This window comes from Bacillus sp. V59.32b (assembly GCF_003429085.1).
Lineage (GTDB): Bacteria > Bacillota > Bacilli > Bacillales > DSM-1321 > Peribacillus.
This window is the reverse complement of the sequence record NZ_QVTC01000095.1, coordinates 1-18,788: the sequence shown is the minus strand read 5'-3', so window position 1 is coordinate 18,788 and position 18,788 is coordinate 1. Positions and strand designations below refer to the sequence as shown.

Sequence of the window (18,788 nt, the reverse complement as noted above, 5' to 3'; positions counted from 1 at the left end):
TTTCGAAAAACAATCCTATCCAGCGAGATCAATTAGAGATGGTTACTTTAGACCAGCTTATCCCACAGGACCATTTGGTCCGTAAGATGGAAGCAGCCCTTGACTTCTCATTTATCTATGACTTGGTGAAGGATGTCTATTCGGAAGTGGGCCGCCCAAGCATTGACCCTGTTATCCTGATTAAACTCACTTTCATCCAATATACATTTGGCATTCGCTCTATGCGGCAGACAATCAAGGAGACGGAAACCAATATGGCCTACCGGTGGTTTCTAGGCTATGGGTTCCATGACAAGGTGCCCCATTTCTCCACTTTCGGCAAGAACCGGATGCAAAAGAAAAGCATGGCATGCGTTGGACAACGTTAAGGGGACTTAAAAAATTGTCGATGTAGGCGATGCTTACTTTCGTTGCCATGAATTTGAAGAAGATGGAAAACTGGACATAGCAAGGTAGAAATGGCCTAATAAATAAGGCTAAGTGAGGTCCATTCACACTCAAAATAAGCAAAAATAGAAATAATCACTAAAAAGGGGTTCGGAATGAGACCATTCCGAACCCCTTTTGTCGACAATCTGACTCGCCACGCGGCGAGTTTTTTTAAAGATCAAAAAACTATAACTTTTTTAACTTAGAAAGGTGTCTATCTACAGCGCCCAGCGCCTCGGGGTCATAATCCAAACCGCTGTATCGCTTTAGGAACTGCCTCCTCGCGATTCGTCTTATGCCTGTCGGTGCTTACCAGGGCGCTTCCGCTTTTCTTACTTAAATCTATTCTGAACCTTATTTTTCTTACGGTCCCGATGAAGTACAAAGCCGGCGATAAAACCGATTCCACCGATACATAAAACAAAACCAGCCAAAAATTGAACCCATAGGGCGGGATAAGGAGGCTGGGAAATCCCAAAAAGCATATCTCTCATAATTTTAATGCCATATACAGCGAGAGCTCCCGGTATGAAGAGAATTAAAAATGCGATAGTCCGTCTCATTAAGGTGTCCCCTTTGAAAAATTATCATCACAAAAATCATAAGTCATATATAAAATTTGTCAAGCGAGCGCATCTTTAATACAATAAGAGAAAATAATGAAAGACATTGCATGCCGTACGGAATAAAATGTGAAATTTTTTGCAGAGTAACAGTAAGGGGGCGTCATCTTGCAAACAGTTTTGCTGATTGGGGCCGGTTCAGGCGGGACCGCTATTTTAAAAACGTTAATGGAAAGTGAAAGTTTTTTAATCGAATGCGTGGTAGACAGAAATAAAAACGCACCTGGAATAAAGCTTGCCGAAAAGCTTGGAATTAAGACCGAAGCTGATTGGGCAAAACAGCTCCATGATCATATTGATATGATTATTGAAGCTACCGGAGATGATCGGGTCTTTGATGAAATCCGGGCTAAGAGAAGCGGGAAGGCTATACTTATCCCGGGTAGTGTCGCCTATTTCATCGCAAAGCTCTTCGAGGATAAGAAGGAATTGATCGAGAAGCTCAAAAACGAAAAAAATAAGCATGATTTGATATTTAATACGACGAGTGACGGGATGATTGTTGTTGATAGAACTGGCCATATCATTCTTTTTAACAGAAGTGCGGAGAAGATGGTGGCGGCCAAGCAAGAGGATGTGATTGGCAAACACGTCAGCAAGCTGATTCCTGGAAGCCGTCTCCCACATATAATTGCGACGAAACGGGTGGAGTTGAATCAAGAACTAGTTTTAGAAAACGGACGGAAAATTATTACGACACGCATACCGCTGCTCGACGAGAATGATGGAGTGGTCGGGGCTTTTGCAGTCTTTAAGGATATCACCGAAGTCGTCCATCTTGCCGAAGAGAACACGAATATGAAAGAAATTCAAACGATGCTTCAGGCAATCATCCAGTCAAGTGATGACGCCATCTCGGTTGTCGATGAACAAGGACACGGCATTCTGATAAATCCGGCCTATACGAGACTAACAGGCTTAAGCAAGGATGAGGTGATTGGGAAACCGGCAACCACTGATATTTATGAAGGCGAAAGCATGCATATGCAGGTACTGCAGACAAGGAGGCCTGTCAGAGGGGTAAACCTTAGGGTCGGCCCAATGAAAAAAGATGTGATCGTCAATGTCGCTCCGATCATCGTTGATAACAGGCTGAAGGGGAGCGTCGGAGTCATCCATGATGTTTCTGAGATCCAACAGCTGACGAAGGAGCTTGATCGAGCAAGACAAATCATTCGGACGCTTGAGGCAAAATACTCATTTGAAGATATAATCGGGCAGTCTGAAGAAATGCAGCTGGCTATTGAACAGGCGAAATTAAGCGCTAAAACGCCGGCAACAGTGCTGCTTCGAGGGGAGTCCGGGACTGGAAAAGAACTGTTTGCCCATGCGATACATAATGCAAGTGAAAAAAAATTCAATAAATTTGTCCGGGTCAACTGTGCCGCCATTTCGGAATCATTGCTGGAAAGCGAGCTTTTTGGTTATGAAGAAGGAGCTTTTTCAGGAGCGAAACGTGGCGGTAAACGGGGGTTTTTTGAGGAGGCGAACAAAGGCAGCATTTTTCTTGACGAGATCGGAGAGTTAACTCCTAAAATTCAGGCCAAGCTGCTCAGAGTTCTCCAGGAAAATGAAATCGTCAGGGTCGGAGGGACCAAGCCAATCCTTATCCAAGTAAGGGTCATTGCCGCGACCAATCTGAATCTGGAAAAAGCGATCACAATCGGCAGTTTCAGGGAGGATCTTTATTTCCGCTTGAACAGAATGCCGATTCATATTTCTCCGCTCAGAAAAAGAAAGGAAGATATCGAGGCTCTCTCTCGGCATCTCATTCAGAAAATCAATCAGGAATACGGACGTAACATTGAGGGGATCACAGATCAGGCGATTGCCAAACTGGAACAGTATGATTGGCCCGGTAATGTAAGGGAACTGGAAAACATTCTTGGACGAGCCATCATTTTTATGAAAATCAACGAAGCGGTGATCGAAGCCTTTCATATCCCTGATTTTATTGAAGGTGATGAACAGAATGTAAATGATAGGTCTTCTTCAGGGAAAAAGATGACTCATCAGGAAAAGTCTTTAGGAGAATTGCTTGACCAATATGAAAGGGACTTAATTAAGCAAACGTTGATTAAGAATAACGGCAACAAAACCGCAACCGCGAAATCTCTGGGAGTCTCTGTAAGGAATTTATATTATAAAATTGAAAAATACAATCTTGAAAAATCTAGCATGCAATAACTTTCATACTGTGCAATATATTTCGATGAATTCACACGGAAAATAAATAAATGGCTTATTTTCCTGTCGTAAATATTTGGCATGAAAATTGCATTAAGTAAATTGGTTGCGAAAACAGATTATATAAAACGGAAGGATTGGACAGTTAGCCATGAAGTTACACTCACTAATTGAGCAAGCAACCCAACGTGAAGAAATGAAAGTGGCGGTAGCCGCTGCCGGAGATGAAGAAATTATCAAGGCAGTCGCGGAAGCGGTCAAGCTGAAAATGGCTTCCTTTATCCTGTTTGGCGATAAAGAAAGAATTTCGGAGCTTCTTGAAAACCACCAGCAGGGACTCGCAAAAAGCGAAAGGATTCGCATTGAACATGCCGTAAATGTTTCGATGGCTGCTGAAAAGGCTGTGAAATCCGTTAAATTGAACCAGGCAGACGTGTTGATGAAAGGACAGGTTGAAACAGCCCGGCTTCTAAAAGCTGTATTAAACAAAGAATACGGGCTGCGAACCGGCCATATCCTTTCACATGTGGCCGTGTTCGAGGTACCTGACTATGATCGGCTTATCGTTGTGACGGACGCAGCGATGAATATCGCACCTGATCTTCAGCAAAAGGTTCAGATCGTCATAAATGCCGTAAAGGTGGCTCGTTCAATTGGAATTGAAAAACCAAAGGTAGCTCCGATTGCAGCTGTTGAGACAGTAAATCCGGCGATGCAGGCAACTCTTGATGCGGCCGCCCTTTCGGTCATGAATGCAAGAGGCCAAATCTCCGATTGTCTCGTCGATGGCCCGCTTGCACTCGATAACGCGGTTTCCTTATATGCTGCCCAAACTAAAGGAATCAACAGTGAGGTGGCTGGCAAAGCAGACATATTGCTTGTTCCCTCAATAGAGATCGGCAATGTGTTATACAAGTCACTCATGTATTTTGCGAAAGCAAAGGTCGGAGCTGTAATCGCAGGGGCTGGAGCACCAATCGTCTTAACATCCAGAGCTGATTCTGCTGAAAGCAAGTTATATTCACTCGCACTCGCGTTATGTACTGCATCTAAAAAATAAGGACTTCTTGGGGGGATTATTCATGGGAATTTTTACGCATTTGGAGAAGTATGATTACGAACAGCTTTTATTTTGCCAGGATAAACAATCTGGTTTAAAAGCGATCATTGCCATTCATGATACGACTCTTGGCCCGGCGCTTGGGGGCACGCGCATGTGGACATACGAATCGGAAGAAGCGGCGATCGAGGACGCCCTGCGCCTTGCACGTGGGATGACTTATAAAAATGCAGCTGCGGGATTAAACCTCGGTGGCGGGAAAACCGTGATTATCGGGGATCCACGGAAGGACAAAAACGAGGAAATGTTCCGGGCGTTTGGACGCTTCATTCAGGGGTTGAACGGGCGTTATATAACCGCGGAAGACGTTGGAACCACCGTAGCTGATATGGACTTAATTCATGAGGAAACCGATTTTGTAACGGGCATTTCGCCTGCATTCGGCTCATCGGGTAATCCGTCTCCGGTCACGGCATATGGTGTTTATCGCGGCATGAAGGCGGCGGCCAAGGAGGCATTCGGAACAGACTCTTTGGAAGGGAAGGTCATTGCCGTTCAGGGTGTTGGAAACGTAGCTTATAACCTCTGCCGCCATCTTCATGAGGAGGGTGCTCAGCTCGTCGTTACGGATATCAACAAAGAATCGGTCCAGCTTGCAGTACATGAATTCGGGGCTAAGGCTGTCGACCCGAATGAAATATATGGGGTGGAATGTGATATTTATGCACCTTGTGCTCTTGGTGCTGTCATCAATGACCAAACGATTCCGCAATTAAAGGCTAGGGTTATTGCCGGTGCGGCGAATAATCAATTAAAGGATACAACACACGGAGACCTTATCCATGAAATGGGCATTGTTTATGCACCGGATTATGTAATAAACGCGGGCGGGGTCATCAATGTCGCTGATGAGCTATACGGCTATAACAGTGAGCGCGCTTTGAAAAAGGTGGAAACCGTATATAACAATATTGAAAAAGTCATTGAAATCGCCAAGCGTGACGGGATTCCCACTTATGTGGCGGCAGACCGCATGGCTGAAGAGCGCATTGAAAGAATGAAAAATTCACGCAGCCAATTCCTGCGTAATGAAAAGCATATACTAAACCGTCGTAAATAACCGGTATAACAATCTTTTGGAAAGAAATCTTTCTGCGCACTTTTAATGGAGGGTCAAAATTGCAAGAAACAAAACATCGAATTCTCGTCATCAATCCTGGCTCAACTTCTACAAAAATAGGCGTCTTCGATAATGGAATGTCCATTTTGGAGCGGACCATCCGCCATCCAGCAGAAGCGATTAATCCATTTGAACAAATAATCGACCAATACGAATTCAGAAAGAAAACAATCCTTGAAACACTCGATAAAGAAGGAATCAATCTTTCGAAATTCGATGCGGTTTGTGGCAGAGGCGGTTTATTAAGAGCGATTGAAGGCGGAACCTACGTTGTCAATGAACAGATGCTAACCGATTTAAGAAATGGCTATAACGGACAGCATGCATCAAATCTCGGCGGGATATTGTCCTTTGAAATTGCTTCCGATTTAAATATACCGGCATATATCGTGGATCCCGTCGTTGTCGACGAACTGGACCCTTTAGCAAGAATATCAGGCTTTTCGTTGATTGAGAGAAAAAGTAAATTCCATGCTTTGAACCAAAAAGCTGTCGCCAGAAGAGTTGCCGCCGAGTTCGGGAAAAAATATGAAGAACTGGATTTAATCGTTGTCCATATGGGCGGCGGAATCACTGTCGGTGTCCATAAGAACGGGAAAGTAATCGATGTCAATAACGGTTTGGACGGGGACGGTCCATTCAGCCCGGAAAGAGCAGGGACTGTTCCTGCGGGCGACCTCGTCAAATTATCCTACTCCGGTGAGTTTTATCGGGATGAGATGATGAAGAAGCTAGTTGGAAATGGGGGACTTGCTGGTTATTTAGGGACTAGTGATGCAGTCAAGGTTGAGAAAATGATTGCAAAGGGCGATGAAAAGGCAAGGCTTGTATATGATGCCATGGCTTATCAGGTTGCTAAAGAAATAGGCGCTTCCGCCGCAGTCCTATCTGGAAAGGTGGATGCGATTATCCTGACAGGCGGTCTCGCTTATGGTAAAGAATTTGTTGATAAAATTTCCGAACGGGTAAATTGGATTGCCGATTGTATCGTCCATCCGGGGGAAAACGAATTACAGGCTCTGGCAGAAGGAGCCCTTCGGGTACTCCGCGGTGAGGAAGAGTCAAAAGAGTACCCAAATCAACAATCGTCCAGACAGGGATCATTCATCCTGCATTAATATAATTCCGGTAACAATTTATTTAGGAGGCAAGAAAATGGCTCAAGAATACGATCTGGTCATATTAGGTGGCGGAACAGGCGGCTATGTAGCGGCTATCCGTGCAGCTCAATTAGGCTTGAAAACGGCTGTCGTTGAAAAAGGGAAACTGGGCGGGACTTGTCTGCACAAAGGATGCATTCCTTCAAAGGCGTTGCTACGAAGCGCTGAAGTGTTCAGCACCTCGAAAAAAAGTGAGGAATTCGGAGTGGTAACTGGTGAAGTTACGCTGGATTTCTTGAAGGTGCAGGAAAGAAAAAGCAAGATTGTCGACCAATTACATAAAGGTGTTCAGCATTTAATGAAACAAGGGAAAATCGACATTTATGAAGGAATCGGAAGAATACTTGGTCCATCGATCTTTTCACCAATGCCAGGGACGATTTCTGTGGAAATGAATAACGGAACGGAAAATGAAATGTTAATCCCGAAAAACGTCATTGTTGCGACCGGCTCCAGACCAAGAACATTGCCGGGCCTTGATATTGATGGTGAATTGGTCATCACCTCGGATGAAGCCCTCCAGCTTGAAAGCCTGCCTAATTCAATCATCATTGTAGGAGGAGGCGTTATTGGAATAGAGTGGGCCTCGATGCTTAACGACTTCGGTGTTGACGTGACCGTAATCGAGTATGCCGACCGGATCATTCCGACCGAAGATAGAGACATTTCCAAGGAAATGTTCCGTCTCTTGAAGCAAAAAGGAATCAAGCTGGTTACAGGAGCCAAGGTTCTACCGGAGACGTTGAAACGGGGAGAAACCGTATCGATTTCAGCTGAAATAGACGGGGAAGCTAAGGAGTTCACGGCTGAAAAGATGTTAGTATCCGTTGGCAGACAGGCAAATACAGAAGGAATCGGACTGGATAATACAGATATCAAGGTTGAGAATGGCTTTATCGCGGTTAATGATGTCTATCAGACGAAGGAATCCCATATGTACGCCATTGGCGATTGTATTGGCGGACTGCAGTTGGCACATGTCGCCTCACATGAAGGCGTGGTCGCTGTCGAGCATATTGCCGGAGAAAAACCGGACCCTATTGATTATTCGCTAGTCTCAAAATGCATTTATTCAAATCCTGAAGCGGCCAGCGTTGGTTTTACCGAGGCTGAAGCGCTTGATAAAGGTCATAAGCTTAAAATTGGCAATTTCCCATTCAAGGCGATTGGAAAGGCCCTGGTATATGGCGAATCTGATGGCTTTGTCAAAATCATCGCCGATTCAGAAACGAATGACATCCTTGGCGTTCATATGATTGGTCCACATGTGACGGATATGATCTCCGAAGCGGGACTTGCAAGAGTGTTAGACGCGACCCCTTGGGAGGTCGCACATACGATTCATCCGCATCCGACATTGTCAGAGGCGATCGGTGAAGCCGCACTTGCGGTAGATGGATTGGCAATACATTCATAATGTATTTGGATAAGGAGGGGAAAGAGATGGTTCAAAATCGTCATAACGAATTAGGCCTTAGTGATGAAAAAGTATTAGAGATGTATGAAATGATGCTGCTTTCACGCAGAATCGATGAACGAATGTGGCTGTTAAACCGTTCAGGGAAAATCCCATTTGTGATTTCCTGCCAAGGACAGGAAGCCGCACAGGTTGGCGCTGCTTTTGGCTTGGATAAGGAAAAGGATTATGTACTTCCCTATTACCGGGACGTCGGTGTCGTGCTTACCTTTGGGATGACCGCTAAGGATCTCATGCTTTCGGGCTTTGCGAAATCAGAAGATCCGAACTCCGGAGGGCGTCAAATGCCGGGACATTTCGGGCAAAAGAAAAATCGAATCGTGACGGGGTCTTCGCCGGTCACCACACAGGTTCCACACGCTGTTGGCATCGCGCTTGCCGGAAAAATGGAGGGCAAGGACTTAGTAACCTTTGTCACGTTTGGAGAAGGTTCTTCCAACCAGGGAGACTTCCATGAAGGAGCAAACTTTGCCGGTGTACATAAACTTCCGGTCATCTTCATGTGTGAGAACAATAAATACGCGATTTCCGTGCCAATCGAAAAGCAATTGGCCTGTGAGAAGGTATCGGATCGCGCCATAGGATATGGAATGCCGGGTGTAACCGTTGATGGCAACGATCCGCTTGAAGTATACAAAGCGGTAAAAGAAGCTGCAGACAGAGGGCGTCGCGGGGAAGGACCTACTCTTGTTGAAACCGTATCATACCGGCTGACCGCTCACTCTAGTGATGATGATGACCGCAGCTATCGTGCTCCTGATGAGGTGGCAGAGGCAAAAACGAAGGACCCGATTATTACCTTCGGAGCCTATTTGAAAGAAACAGGCGTTTTGGGCGATGCATTAGAGAAAGGAATCAATGATAAAATAATGAAAATTGTCAACGAAGCTACGGATTATGCGGAAAACGCCCCATATGCCGAGGCGGAAGAGGCATTAAAATATGTATATGCTGAAAAGTAAGGGGGAGTATGTATGCCGGTAATTTCATATATAGACGCTGTCACAACGGCGATTCGCGAAGAAATGGAAAGAGATCCACGCGTGTTCGTTTTGGGCGAAGACGTAGGGAAAAAGGGCGGAGTATTTAAGGCCACAAACGGACTTTATGATACATTCGGCGAAGAACGTGTCATCGATACCCCCCTTGCTGAATCTGCGATTGCCGGTGTCGGGATCGGAGCGGCGATGTATGGAATGCGTCCGATTGCCGAGATGCAATTCGCTGATTTCATCATGCCTGCAATCAATCAGATCATTTCCGAAGCGGCGAAAATCCGTTATCGCTCCAACAATGATTGGAGCTGTCCGATTGTCGTTCGCGCTCCATACGGGGGCGGTGTTCACGGGGCGCTTTACCACTCGCAATCAGTGGAATCCGTTTTCGCGAACCAACCAGGCCTGAAAATCGTCATGCCGTCGACACCCTATGATGTGAAAGGATTATTAAAAGCGGCGATTCGTGACGAAGATCCAGTCTTATTCTTTGAGCATAAGCGGGCCTACCGTTTAATAAAAGGTGAAGTTCCCACCGATGACTATGTATTGCCGATCGGAAAAGCGGACGTCAAGCGTGAAGGCAAAGACATCACGGTTATTACATATGGCCTTTGTGTGCATTTTGCGCTACAGGCAGCAGAAAAGCTGGCGAGTGACGGCATTTCGGCCCATGTACTTGACCTTCGCACGGTCTATCCATTGGACAAAGAGGCAATTATTGAGGCTGCATCAAAGACAGGCAAGGTTTTGCTTGTGACGGAGGATAACAAAGAAGGAAGCATCATCAGTGAGGTCTCGGCGATTATCGCAGAGAATTGTCTGTTTGACCTTGATGCCCCAATCATGAGACTGGCCGGCCCGGATATTCCGGCGATGCCTTATGCGCCGACAATGGAAAAGTTTTTCATGGTAAATCCTGAAAAAGTTGAAAAAGCAATGAGAGAATTGGCTGAATACTGATATTTCCGTAAAATTGAGTCGAGATCCTGTAAAAGAGAATAGGAATTCCGTAAAAGTGAGCGGGAATTCCGTAAAACTGGATCGTTTTTCCGTAAAAGAGATTGAGGATTCCGTAAAACTAAACAGGAATTCCGTAAAAAGTGATTCAGAATGCCTCATGAAATCTTATAAAAGGAGGTCTGCGCATTGGCAATTGAACAAATGAAAATGCCGCAGCTCGGAGAAAGCGTCACCGAAGGCACAATCAGCAAATGGCTGATAAAGCCGGGAGACCATGTCAATAAGTACGATCCGATCGCTGAAGTCATGACTGATAAGGTAAATGCAGAAGTTCCGTCCTCATTTACAGGGGTCATTAAAGAACTTATGGCCGAGGAAGACCAGACACTGGCCGTCGGGGAAGTGATCTGTTCTATCGAGGTAGAGGGGACAAAAGCGGACGAAGCAGGGATTAACAAAGACGTTCATACTGAAGAAAAGAAAGAAGCTCCGCAGCAGCCTGACTTTGACAGTGTGAATGAGACGCGAGGAAAAGCGAGGTATTCTCCTGCTGTTCTGAAAATTTCCCAGGAACACGGGATCGATTTAAACCAGGTGCAAGGAACTGGTAAAGAAGGACGGATTACCAGAAAAGATTTACTGAAATTAGTCGATTCCGGAAATATTCCGCAAGCAGGGAGCACCAGAACGGAGCCTGCAAGGGAAAGTGCACCGGCTGGTAAGCAGTTAAAACCAGCCGAACCAAGTTCTGTTCCAACTGCTGCCGGAGATGTTGAAATCCCGGTGACAGGTGTCAGAAAAGCGATTGCGGCAAATATGCTGCGCAGTAAGCATGAAGCTCCGCATGCGTGGACAATGGTCGAAGTGGATGCTACCAATCTGGTGGCTTACCGTGATTCTCTTAAAAATGAATTCAAGCAAAAAGAGGGCTATAACCTGACTTATTTTGCTTTCTTCGTAAAAGCGGTCGCACAGGCTTTGAAAGAATTCCCGCAAATTAATTCCATGTGGGCGGGCGATAAAATCATCCAGAAAAAGGACATTAACATCTCGATTGCTGTCGCAACAGAGGATGCACTGTTTGTTCCTGTAATCAAAAACGCCGATGAAAAGTCGATCAAAGGGATTGCCCGTGAAATCCAGGAGCTTGCTGGGAAAGTACGCAGCGGTAAGCTGAAGTCAGATGAAATGCAAGGCGGCACTTTTACTGTGAATAATACGGGCTCATTCGGTTCTATTCAATCGATGGGCATCATCAATTATCCGCAGGCAGCGATCCTGCAAGTCGAATCGATCGTTAAACGCCCGGTTATCATCGATAATATGATTGCCGTCCGTGACATGGTGAACCTGTGTATGTCACTTGATCATCGAATACTTGACGGACTTGTTTGCGGGCGTTTCCTTGCCAGGGTGAAAGAGATTGTTGAACAGACATCGAGTACGCATACGCTAATCTATTAACAGAAAACGACGCCGAAATTACCGGCGTCGTTTTCCTGTTTTTTTGTCAAAATTATCGTTTAGACGTTTAACATAACAGGTTGGTGGCAGTATGGAAAGGAAGGATATCTGAACAAAGTGAAGAGAGGAGCAGGCAAATGAAGAAATATTGGGCAAAGCTTCTACTGCCAATGTTTGTCGTTCTGTTATTGATCGGTTGTGGCGGTGATGGTGAAAACACGGAGGGCGAGGACACGCCAAATATGGATGACACGGCTCAAGTCAATGAAGGCACAACAGAACAGACTAGTCCTCAGGCTACGGCTGAAGTCAAGGGTGTGAATAATGAGACCGTGGGAACGGTTAATTTTTCCGAGAGTGATGACCAAATAAAAATTGAAGCCAACATGAAAGGCCTGGTGCCGGGGCATCATGGTTTCCACATCCATGAAAAAGGAGTATGTGAACCTGACGCGGAGGATGGTCCATTTACGACAGCGGGGGGACATTTTAATCCGGATGACAAAACCCACCCGGGACATGCCGGTGATATGCCATCGCTTTATATAAATGAAGATGGCACAGCCGAGTATTCAGCAACCTTTGACCGTATTAAAATGGAACATTTAATGGAACAAGAACTTGCTGTCATGGTTCATGAAGGCCCGGATAACTTCGCGAACATTCCTGAGCGTTATCTGGAAAATGGCGCCTCCGGTCCTGACGAAGATACAACGAAAACAGGTGACGCAGGCACAAGGCTTGCATGCGGTGTCATTGAGAAAGTAGATGCAGATAGTAATTGAAAACCAGAGGAGAAGCCCTTCAGCATTGTGAAGGGTTTTTTTGACAGAAAGGAAGTATAAACTTTCCTTTCTGCATAAAGCAGAATCACAGACTAAGTGCGCCACATCCTTATGTCTTCGCCTGTGTGACCCACATTCTGTGGGCCTCAACTACGTCTAATCTCCGCCTTATGGCTCGTCAATCGACGAGTTTTCTTTACTCATGAATTCATGATTATCCACATGATTGCAGGATTGTACGGCATTTTCTAGAATATTATGTTGTGAGAATGTTATAATTATTTTAAAAGACATGGAGGGAGGGGAGCTTTCACATTCATACTGAGCGAGCGTTCGCTCTGCTTATAAAAAAGGGTATGAAAGAAAGCGATTACAGTGAAGTTAAAAGAAGTAAAAAAGCTCTCGTTTCCCGGTCCTTCTTTGGAAGACTGGAAAGAAGCTGCAGAAAGCAGTTTAAAAGGAAAAAGCATTGAAAAGCTGACGACAAATACATATGAGGGCATTGCTCTACAGCCGCTATATACAGAAAAAAGTCTGTCTGAGGATACCCGTGGGGAACTCCCTGGATTCTATCCGTACACGAGAGGAATTCATATAACAGGCTACTACCAGAACCCATGGCTCATCTGCCAGCCTGTTTTTGCAGCATCGGAAGCAGAGACAAATATAAAGATGCATGACGCATTGTCCCGGGGCCAAAATGCGATTTGTTTCCCGGCAAACATACTGGACGGTTCGCTAGAACATCTCTTTGAGCGTCTGCCTTTAGAGGAAGTGCCACTTTTTATAGACTTAGAGGGAAATGGGCAAACCACCTTGCCATTATTAATAAATTATTTTGAGAAACACAGATTGTCAATAAACGGGGTTCTTGCAGAAGATCCGATAGCGGAATGGGCAGTCTCCGGAAAGCTTCCGGCTCATACAGACGGTTATTTTCATGACTGGTTTGCCGGAATACGCGAAATGGGTGAAAAACTTCCACATATTAAGAGTATTTTCATTAAAACATCTGTCTACCATAACGGCGGTGCCCATGCGCTTCAGGAGCTTGCTTTTGGATTCGCCGAAGCGGTTCATTATTTGAATGAAGGCCAGAAACACGGCCTATCTCTCGAAGAACTGACCAGCAAAATCGTGTTTTCGTTTGCGATTGATTCCAATTACTTTATGAATATTGCCAAGCTGCGGGCGGGAAGACGTTTATGGGCTTTGCTTGCGGAAGCGTATGACGTGCCTCCTGATTATTTCAAAATGAATATTCACGCGGAAACTTCTAAGGTCACGGAAACATTGTATGACAAGCATGTGAATATCCTGCGCACGGCCAATCAAGCTTTCGCTGCCGCTGTAGGTGGTGTGCAATATATGCAAGTCCATCCTTTTGATCAGATCCAAGAAGCGGAAAACGCCTTCTCCGAAAGGCTTGCCCGCAATACACAGCTCGTCTTAAAGGAAGAAAGCCAGATTACGAATGTTGCCGATCCTGCGGGGGGCTCCTTTTATGTCGAAAAGCTTACAGATCAATTAGCGGAAGCTGTCTGGGCAAAATTCCTTGAAATCCAGAATCAGGGAGGGATTATCGAATCGCTTAACAAAGGCATCATCCAGTCGGAAATTTCCAAGAGCTATAAGCAAAGACAAGATAACGCAGCTTCACGGAAAGAGAGCATCATAGGGACGAATGTCTACCCGAACGCAGCGGAAAAAGTGAAAAAGCCTAAAGTCGATATGGCTCATTCAAATGAAAAAACATCTTTCATAGAGATTACTCCGATTCCAATCAGGAGAATCTCTGAAGAATTTGAAAATATTCGCCTTCGTGCAGAAGCCCATGGGGCCCAAGCGAAATCTCTTAAACTTGGATTGATCAATCTCGGCGAGCTTAAGGCAAATAAACCGCGAGCTGATTTCATCAAAGGAATAGCCGCAGCCGGTGGTATTGCGACGGTCGATAGCAAGGGCTGCAGTACGAATGAAGATGTTCTCGCTTTTATTAAAGATACGGATTTGAAGAGCTATTGCCTGTGCGGAAGCGATGCCGACTACCTGGAAACGGCTGTATCATTCGTTCAAGCTGTCAAGGAAAGCTATCCTGATAAGAATATGTATTTGGCTGGGAAGCAAGACCGCGATCTTGAGACAGCATTAAGCCAGGCTGGCGTAAACGAATATGTGCATGTGAGAACAAATGCGGTTGAAATATTGACTCAATGGCTGACGGAGATGGGGGTGGAATAACGTGAAAAAGCCTGATTTTACTAAAATTAAGCTTACAACAATTAAAGCAGACGGTTCTTCTGAACAATGGAAAAAAGAAGCTGAGGCAGCGATTCACGGCTCCATTGACGAGCTTTTATATGAAACGAATGAGCAGATTCAGATCAATTGTCTTTATCAAAAAGAAGAAGTGACGGAATTCGAGCATATGAAAGGTGTTCCAGGCCTTGCTCCATACACTCGGGGACCATATCCGACGATGTATGTAAACCGTCCGTGGACGGTGCGCCAGTATGCCGGTTTCTCGACGGCAGAGGAATCCAATGCCTTTTACCGCAGGAATCTGGCAATGGGCCAAAAAGGTTTATCCGTAGCGTTTGACCTGGCGACACACAGAGGATATGACTCGGACCATCCCCGAGTTGTCGGCGACGTCGGCAAAGCGGGTGTGGCGATTGATTCAATTCTTGATATGAAACGGTTATTTGAAGGGATTCCCCTCGATCAAATGTCTGTTTCAATGACAATGAACGGGGCAGTCCTGCCGATTTTGGCCTTTTATATCGTGACAGCCGAGGAACAGGGTGTAACCCAGGAAAAACTCTCCGGTACGATTCAAAACGATATTTTAAAAGAATACATGGTGCGGAATACATATATCTATCCGCCGGAAATGTCAATGAAAATCATAGCCGACATATTCGAATATACGTCCAAATATATGCCGAAGTTTAACAGTATCAGCATCTCAGGTTATCATATGCAGGAAGCGGGCGCGCCGGCTGACATTGAACTTGCCTATACGCTCGCAGACGGACTTGAATATGTCCGCACTGGGCTTGAGGCTGGCATACCGGTAGATTCATTTGCCCCTCGCCTTTCTTTTTTCTGGGCAATCGGCATGAACTATTTCATGGAAGTGGCTAAAATGAGGGCGGCCCGTTTTATTTGGGCAAAGCTGATGAAGCAATTCGAGCCAAAGAATTCGAAATCAATGGCACTGCGGACCCATTCGCAAACCTCGGGCTGGAGCCTGTCTGAACAGGATCCATTCAATAACGTTGTCCGTACGTTACTGGAAGCCCATGCAGCCGCACTGGGGCATACGCAGTCGCTTCATACGAATGCCCTTGATGAAGCCATCGCCCTGCCGACTGATTTTTCGGCGCGGATCGCGAGGAACACCCAGTTATATCTTCAGGAGGAAACAGGAATCACTAAGGTGATCGATCCGTGGGCCGGTTCGTATTATGTGGAATCGCTGACGAATGAATTGATTAACCGGGCGTGGACCCATATCGATGAGATTGAAGAGCTTGGCGGAATGGCAAAAGCGATCGAGACCGGGCTTCCTAAAATGCGAATTGAGGAAGCGGCCGCGAAGCGCCAGGCTCAAATCGACTCCGGCAAAGAAACGATCGTCGGTGTGAACAAGTACCGTCTTGAAAAAGAGGATCCAATTGAAATCCTGGAAATTGATAATACCGCTGTACGCGAAAGCCAGCTTCAAAAACTGGCCAAACTAAAGGAAGCAAGAAATCAGGAACAGGTTGAGGCTACACTCGCGGCGCTTTCAGAGGCGGCGATGAGCGGTGAAGGCAACCTTCTGGATATGGCCGTCCAGGCTGCAAGGGGAAGGGCAACGCTGGGTGAAATTTCGGATGCGATCGAAAAGGCAGCCGGGCGCCATAAGGCAACGATCCGTTCGATCAGCGGCGTTTACAGCTCCTCTTACTCGAATGAAAATGAAATTGATGAAGTCAAGCAGATGACCGATGACTTCCTTGAGCATGAAGGCAGAAGGCCTCGTCTTCTGATGGCCAAAATGGGCCAGGATGGCCATGACCGCGGCGCCAAGGTTGTTTCGACCGCCTTTGCCGATTTGGGATTTGACGTCGATATCGGCCCGCTTTTCCAGACGCCGGAAGAAACGGCCCTGCAGGCAGTCGAAAACGATGTCCATGCGATCGGCATGAGCTCGCTCGCCGGAGGACATAAAACACTTCTTCCCCAGCTTGTGAATGAACTGAAGAAGCTGGGTCGGGAAGATATCATTGTGATTGCCGGCGGCGTAATTCCAGCGCAGGATTATGAATTCCTGCAGCAAAATGGCGCAGCCGCAATTTTTGGCCCTGGTACGGTCATTCCGCAGGCCGCCAAAGGCGTGTTGAAGGAAATCTACCGCCGCCTCGGTTATGAGGAAGTGTCGGGTTGATGGAGAACGGAAAAAAACCGGAATGGTCAGAAGACAGCGAAGGCTTTGCTTCTATTGTAAGAAAAGGGGTGGACATGTCATCCACAGCCGCTAAACCAGGCAAGGGCAGGTTTGTCAAAAAGGAAAAGCAGAAGCTGGTTCTGAACGATATAAAAGCAGGTCTGCTTAGGGGAGAGCGAGCAATGCTTGCGCGTGCGATCACGTTGGTTGAAAGCAATGCCCCACATCATTTCGATGACGCCCAGCAGCTTTTGCAATCGATTTTGCCTCATGGAGGCGGTTCAATCCGGATCGGGATTTCCGGTGTGCCTGGAGCAGGGAAAAGTACATTTATCGAAACCTTTGGCACCTTTTTATGCGATTTGGGTCATAGGGTTGCCGTATTGGCCGTAGATCCGAGTTCTTCCGTCAATGGCGGGAGCATTCTTGGCGATAAAACGAGAATGGAAGAGCTCGCCAGGAACCCAAAAGCCTTTATTCGGCCTTCTCCTTCAGGAGGGACGCTCGGCGGCGTTCACCGTAAAACCCGGGAAACGATGCTTCTTTGTGAAGCTGCCGGTTTTGATATCATCCTCGTCGAAACAGTTGGCGTCGGACAAAGCGAGGCGTTAGTCCGGAGCATGACGGATTATTTTATGCTTCTTGTCCTTACCGGTGCCGGGGATGAATTGCAAGGAATGAAAAAAGGGATTATGGAACTCGTGGATGCAATTGTCGTGAATAAGGCTGACGGAGACAATAAGCCGCTCGCCTTGAAAACAAAAGAAGAATACGATCGAATTCTTCATTTCCTGCAGCCTGCCACAAAAGGCTGGCCGGCGAAAGCATATACTTGTTCATCATTAACCGGTGATGGAATAGACCCGCTATGGAAGACCATGGAACGGTTTATGAAAGAGACGAAACAAACGGGTGTCTTCCAAGAGAGAAGGAGACAGCAATCCAAAGAGTGGCTATATTCTTTGATTCAAGACTCGCTTCATAACCTGTTTTTTAAAAATGAAAAAATCAAAGATATGCTGCCTGTCCTCGAAAACCAGGTGATGTCAGGCAATAAAACAGTTACGATGGCGGTTCAGGAAAGCTTTGAGATATTTAATGAAGTGTTGAGCAGTTCCAGACCAAAAGAAAATGGATAGCAGACATCTGCTATCCAAAACTAGGGAGTTAGGGGTATGGATCTAGTTGTATTGTTATCATACCCGGTGTAACCCGGAATTAAACTCTTTTTTTCGATTGCATTTAGATTGAATCTGATATCGCACACTGTTATTATGAAATTGTAGAAAAATTATAGAGGGGGCACGGCCATGAGCATGGATTTTAACTTTTTAATGAATGATGTAGTCCGTCAAGCTCGCCAGGAGATCACGACTGCAGGATATAAAGAATTAACAACTCCAGAAGATGTGGAAGATGCTTTCGCACAAAAAGGAACAACCCTTGTCATGATCAATTCAGTTTGCGGTTGTGCAGGCGGGATCGCACGACCAGCCGCAGCTCATTCCGTTCATTATGATAAGCGCCCGGATCACCTTGTAACGGTTTTCGCCGGCCAGGATAAAGACGCAACTGAAAAAGCACGTGACTTTTTTGAAGGCTATCCGCCATCCTCACCATCATTTGCCCTGTTAAAGGATGGAGAATTCATCACAATGGTGGAAAGACACGAAATTGAAGGACATGACCCAATGTCCGTCGTCAACAAGCTGCAAGGCTACTTTGACCAATATTGCGAAGAATTGTAAGACTCGGGAGTTCCCGGGTCTTTTTCTTTGTTTTCACGGTTTCTTCAAAAAGTGAAAGATTTATTGGTGAAAACCATTGTCCAAATGAAGTTTTTCGTATAATCTTGTCCATGCGTGAGTCCTTTTTAGTGGATTTGGACGGGTTACCACCTGACTTATCCATTATAAGGACTTTTTCTTTGCACGAAATGAAATTATTGAAGATTATGAGTGTTTTTAATACTTAGGCTCTGTTAAACGATAATGTTGTTTTTGGGAAGGGAATCTGCGAGACTCCTCGAA

14 protein-coding genes and 2 pseudogenes are annotated in these 18,788 nt (G+C 45.8%); 14 read left to right on the top strand and 2 right to left on the bottom strand.

Annotated features, from left to right (window positions below):
• Window positions 1-38: 38 nt before the first annotated feature.
• Window positions 39-338 (top strand): annotated as a pseudogene (locus D0463_RS17770) (transposase); the annotation flags it as partial.
• Window positions 339-761: 423 nt separating this feature from the next.
• Here the strand turns inward: D0463_RS17770 and D0463_RS17765 are convergent.
• On the bottom strand, window positions 762-992 hold the full coding sequence (locus D0463_RS17765) for a DUF2627 domain-containing protein (protein WP_117308706.1): 231 nt from the start codon (window positions 990-992) through the stop codon (window positions 762-764).
• Window positions 993-1,160: 168 nt separating this feature from the next.
• On the opposite strand from D0463_RS17765, the gene D0463_RS17760 reads away from it, so the two are divergent.
• The 13 genes from D0463_RS17760 to D0463_RS17700 all read left to right on the top strand — a co-directional run bounded on the left by D0463_RS17760 (window position 1,161) and on the right by D0463_RS17700 (window position 18,506).
• Window positions 1,161-3,239, top strand: a complete 2,079-nt coding sequence (locus D0463_RS17760) for a sigma 54-interacting transcriptional regulator (protein WP_117308705.1) — start codon at window positions 1,161-1,163, stop codon at window positions 3,237-3,239.
• 151 nt (window positions 3,240-3,390) lie between these two features.
• Window positions 3,391-4,299 (top strand): phosphate butyryltransferase, encoded by a 909-nt coding sequence (gene yqiS / locus D0463_RS17755; protein ID WP_117308704.1) that lies wholly within the window; start codon window positions 3,391-3,393, stop codon window positions 4,297-4,299.
• Window positions 4,300-4,321: 22 nt separating this feature from the next.
• Window positions 4,322-5,419 carry a branched-chain amino acid dehydrogenase gene (bcd, locus tag D0463_RS17750; RefSeq protein ID WP_117308703.1) on the top strand — a complete coding sequence of 366 codons (1,098 nt, stop codon included), beginning with the start codon at window positions 4,322-4,324 and terminating at the stop codon, window positions 5,417-5,419.
• 59 nt (window positions 5,420-5,478) lie between these two features.
• The gene (gene buk, locus D0463_RS17745; protein WP_117308702.1) at window positions 5,479-6,597 is read left to right on the top strand and encodes a butyrate kinase; all 1,119 of its coding nucleotides are present in this window, start codon (window positions 5,479-5,481) and stop codon (window positions 6,595-6,597) included.
• 37 nt (window positions 6,598-6,634) lie between these two features.
• Window positions 6,635-8,056: a dihydrolipoyl dehydrogenase gene (gene lpdA, locus D0463_RS17740; RefSeq protein ID WP_117308701.1), complete on the top strand. Its 1,422-nt coding sequence runs from the start codon at window positions 6,635-6,637 to the stop codon at window positions 8,054-8,056.
• Between the two features lie 26 nt (window positions 8,057-8,082).
• Window positions 8,083-9,078, top strand: coding sequence for a thiamine pyrophosphate-dependent dehydrogenase E1 component subunit alpha (locus D0463_RS17735; protein WP_117308700.1), 996 nt, complete (start codon window positions 8,083-8,085; stop codon window positions 9,076-9,078).
• A 12-nt stretch (window positions 9,079-9,090) separates the two neighbouring features.
• Window positions 9,091-10,074, top strand: coding sequence for an alpha-ketoacid dehydrogenase subunit beta (locus D0463_RS17730; protein ID WP_117308699.1), 984 nt, complete (start codon window positions 9,091-9,093; stop codon window positions 10,072-10,074).
• A 186-nt stretch (window positions 10,075-10,260) separates the two neighbouring features.
• The gene (locus D0463_RS17725) at window positions 10,261-11,538 is read left to right on the top strand and encodes a dihydrolipoamide acetyltransferase family protein (protein WP_117308698.1); all 1,278 of its coding nucleotides are present in this window, start codon (window positions 10,261-10,263) and stop codon (window positions 11,536-11,538) included.
• Between the two features lie 137 nt (window positions 11,539-11,675).
• Entirely contained in the window at window positions 11,676-12,323 is a 648-nt protein-coding gene (locus D0463_RS17720; RefSeq protein WP_117308697.1) for a superoxide dismutase family protein, read from the top strand.
• A 375-nt stretch (window positions 12,324-12,698) separates the two neighbouring features.
• The gene (locus tag D0463_RS17715) at window positions 12,699-14,564 is read left to right on the top strand and encodes a methylmalonyl-CoA mutase subunit beta (RefSeq protein ID WP_160118475.1); all 1,866 of its coding nucleotides are present in this window, start codon (window positions 12,699-12,701) and stop codon (window positions 14,562-14,564) included.
• 40 nt (window positions 14,565-14,604) lie between these two features.
• Entirely contained in the window at window positions 14,605-16,758 is a 2,154-nt protein-coding gene (gene scpA / locus D0463_RS17710) for a methylmalonyl-CoA mutase (RefSeq protein ID WP_254052851.1), read from the top strand.
• Window positions 16,758-17,897 (top strand): methylmalonyl Co-A mutase-associated GTPase MeaB, encoded by a 1,140-nt coding sequence (meaB, locus tag D0463_RS17705; RefSeq protein WP_117308694.1) that lies wholly within the window; start codon window positions 16,758-16,760, stop codon window positions 17,895-17,897. Before scpA ends, meaB begins: the two co-directional genes overlap by 1 nt.
• A gap of 171 nt (window positions 17,898-18,068) precedes the next feature.
• Window positions 18,069-18,506 carry a BrxA/BrxB family bacilliredoxin gene (locus D0463_RS17700; RefSeq protein ID WP_117308693.1) on the top strand — a complete coding sequence of 146 codons (438 nt, stop codon included), beginning with the start codon at window positions 18,069-18,071 and terminating at the stop codon, window positions 18,504-18,506.
• Here D0463_RS17700 and D0463_RS20465 read toward each other — a convergent pair.
• Window positions 18,502-18,618: pseudogene (locus D0463_RS20465) on the bottom strand (IS4 family transposase); the annotation flags it as partial. The gene D0463_RS17700 and the pseudogene D0463_RS20465 overlap by 5 nt on opposite strands.
• Between the last annotated feature and the right edge of the window lie 170 nt (window positions 18,619-18,788).

Coding starts and splice junctions, on each gene's coding strand:
- D0463_RS17730 (WP_117308699.1), top strand. CDS start 9,091: ATGCCGGTAATTTCATATATAGACGCTGTCACAACGGCGATTCGCGAA.
- D0463_RS17765 (WP_117308706.1), bottom strand. CDS start 992: ATGAGACGGACTATCGCATTTTTAATTCTCTTCATACCGGGAGCTCTC.
- D0463_RS17720 (WP_117308697.1), top strand. CDS start 11,676: ATGAAGAAATATTGGGCAAAGCTTCTACTGCCAATGTTTGTCGTTCTG.
- D0463_RS17700 (WP_117308693.1), top strand. CDS start 18,069: ATGAGCATGGATTTTAACTTTTTAATGAATGATGTAGTCCGTCAAGCT.
- meaB (WP_117308694.1), top strand. CDS start 16,758: ATGGAGAACGGAAAAAAACCGGAATGGTCAGAAGACAGCGAAGGCTTT.
- bcd (WP_117308703.1), top strand. CDS start 4,322: ATGGGAATTTTTACGCATTTGGAGAAGTATGATTACGAACAGCTTTTA.
- lpdA (WP_117308701.1), top strand. CDS start 6,635: ATGGCTCAAGAATACGATCTGGTCATATTAGGTGGCGGAACAGGCGGC.
- D0463_RS17735 (WP_117308700.1), top strand. CDS start 8,083: ATGGTTCAAAATCGTCATAACGAATTAGGCCTTAGTGATGAAAAAGTA.
- yqiS (WP_117308704.1), top strand. CDS start 3,391: ATGAAGTTACACTCACTAATTGAGCAAGCAACCCAACGTGAAGAAATG.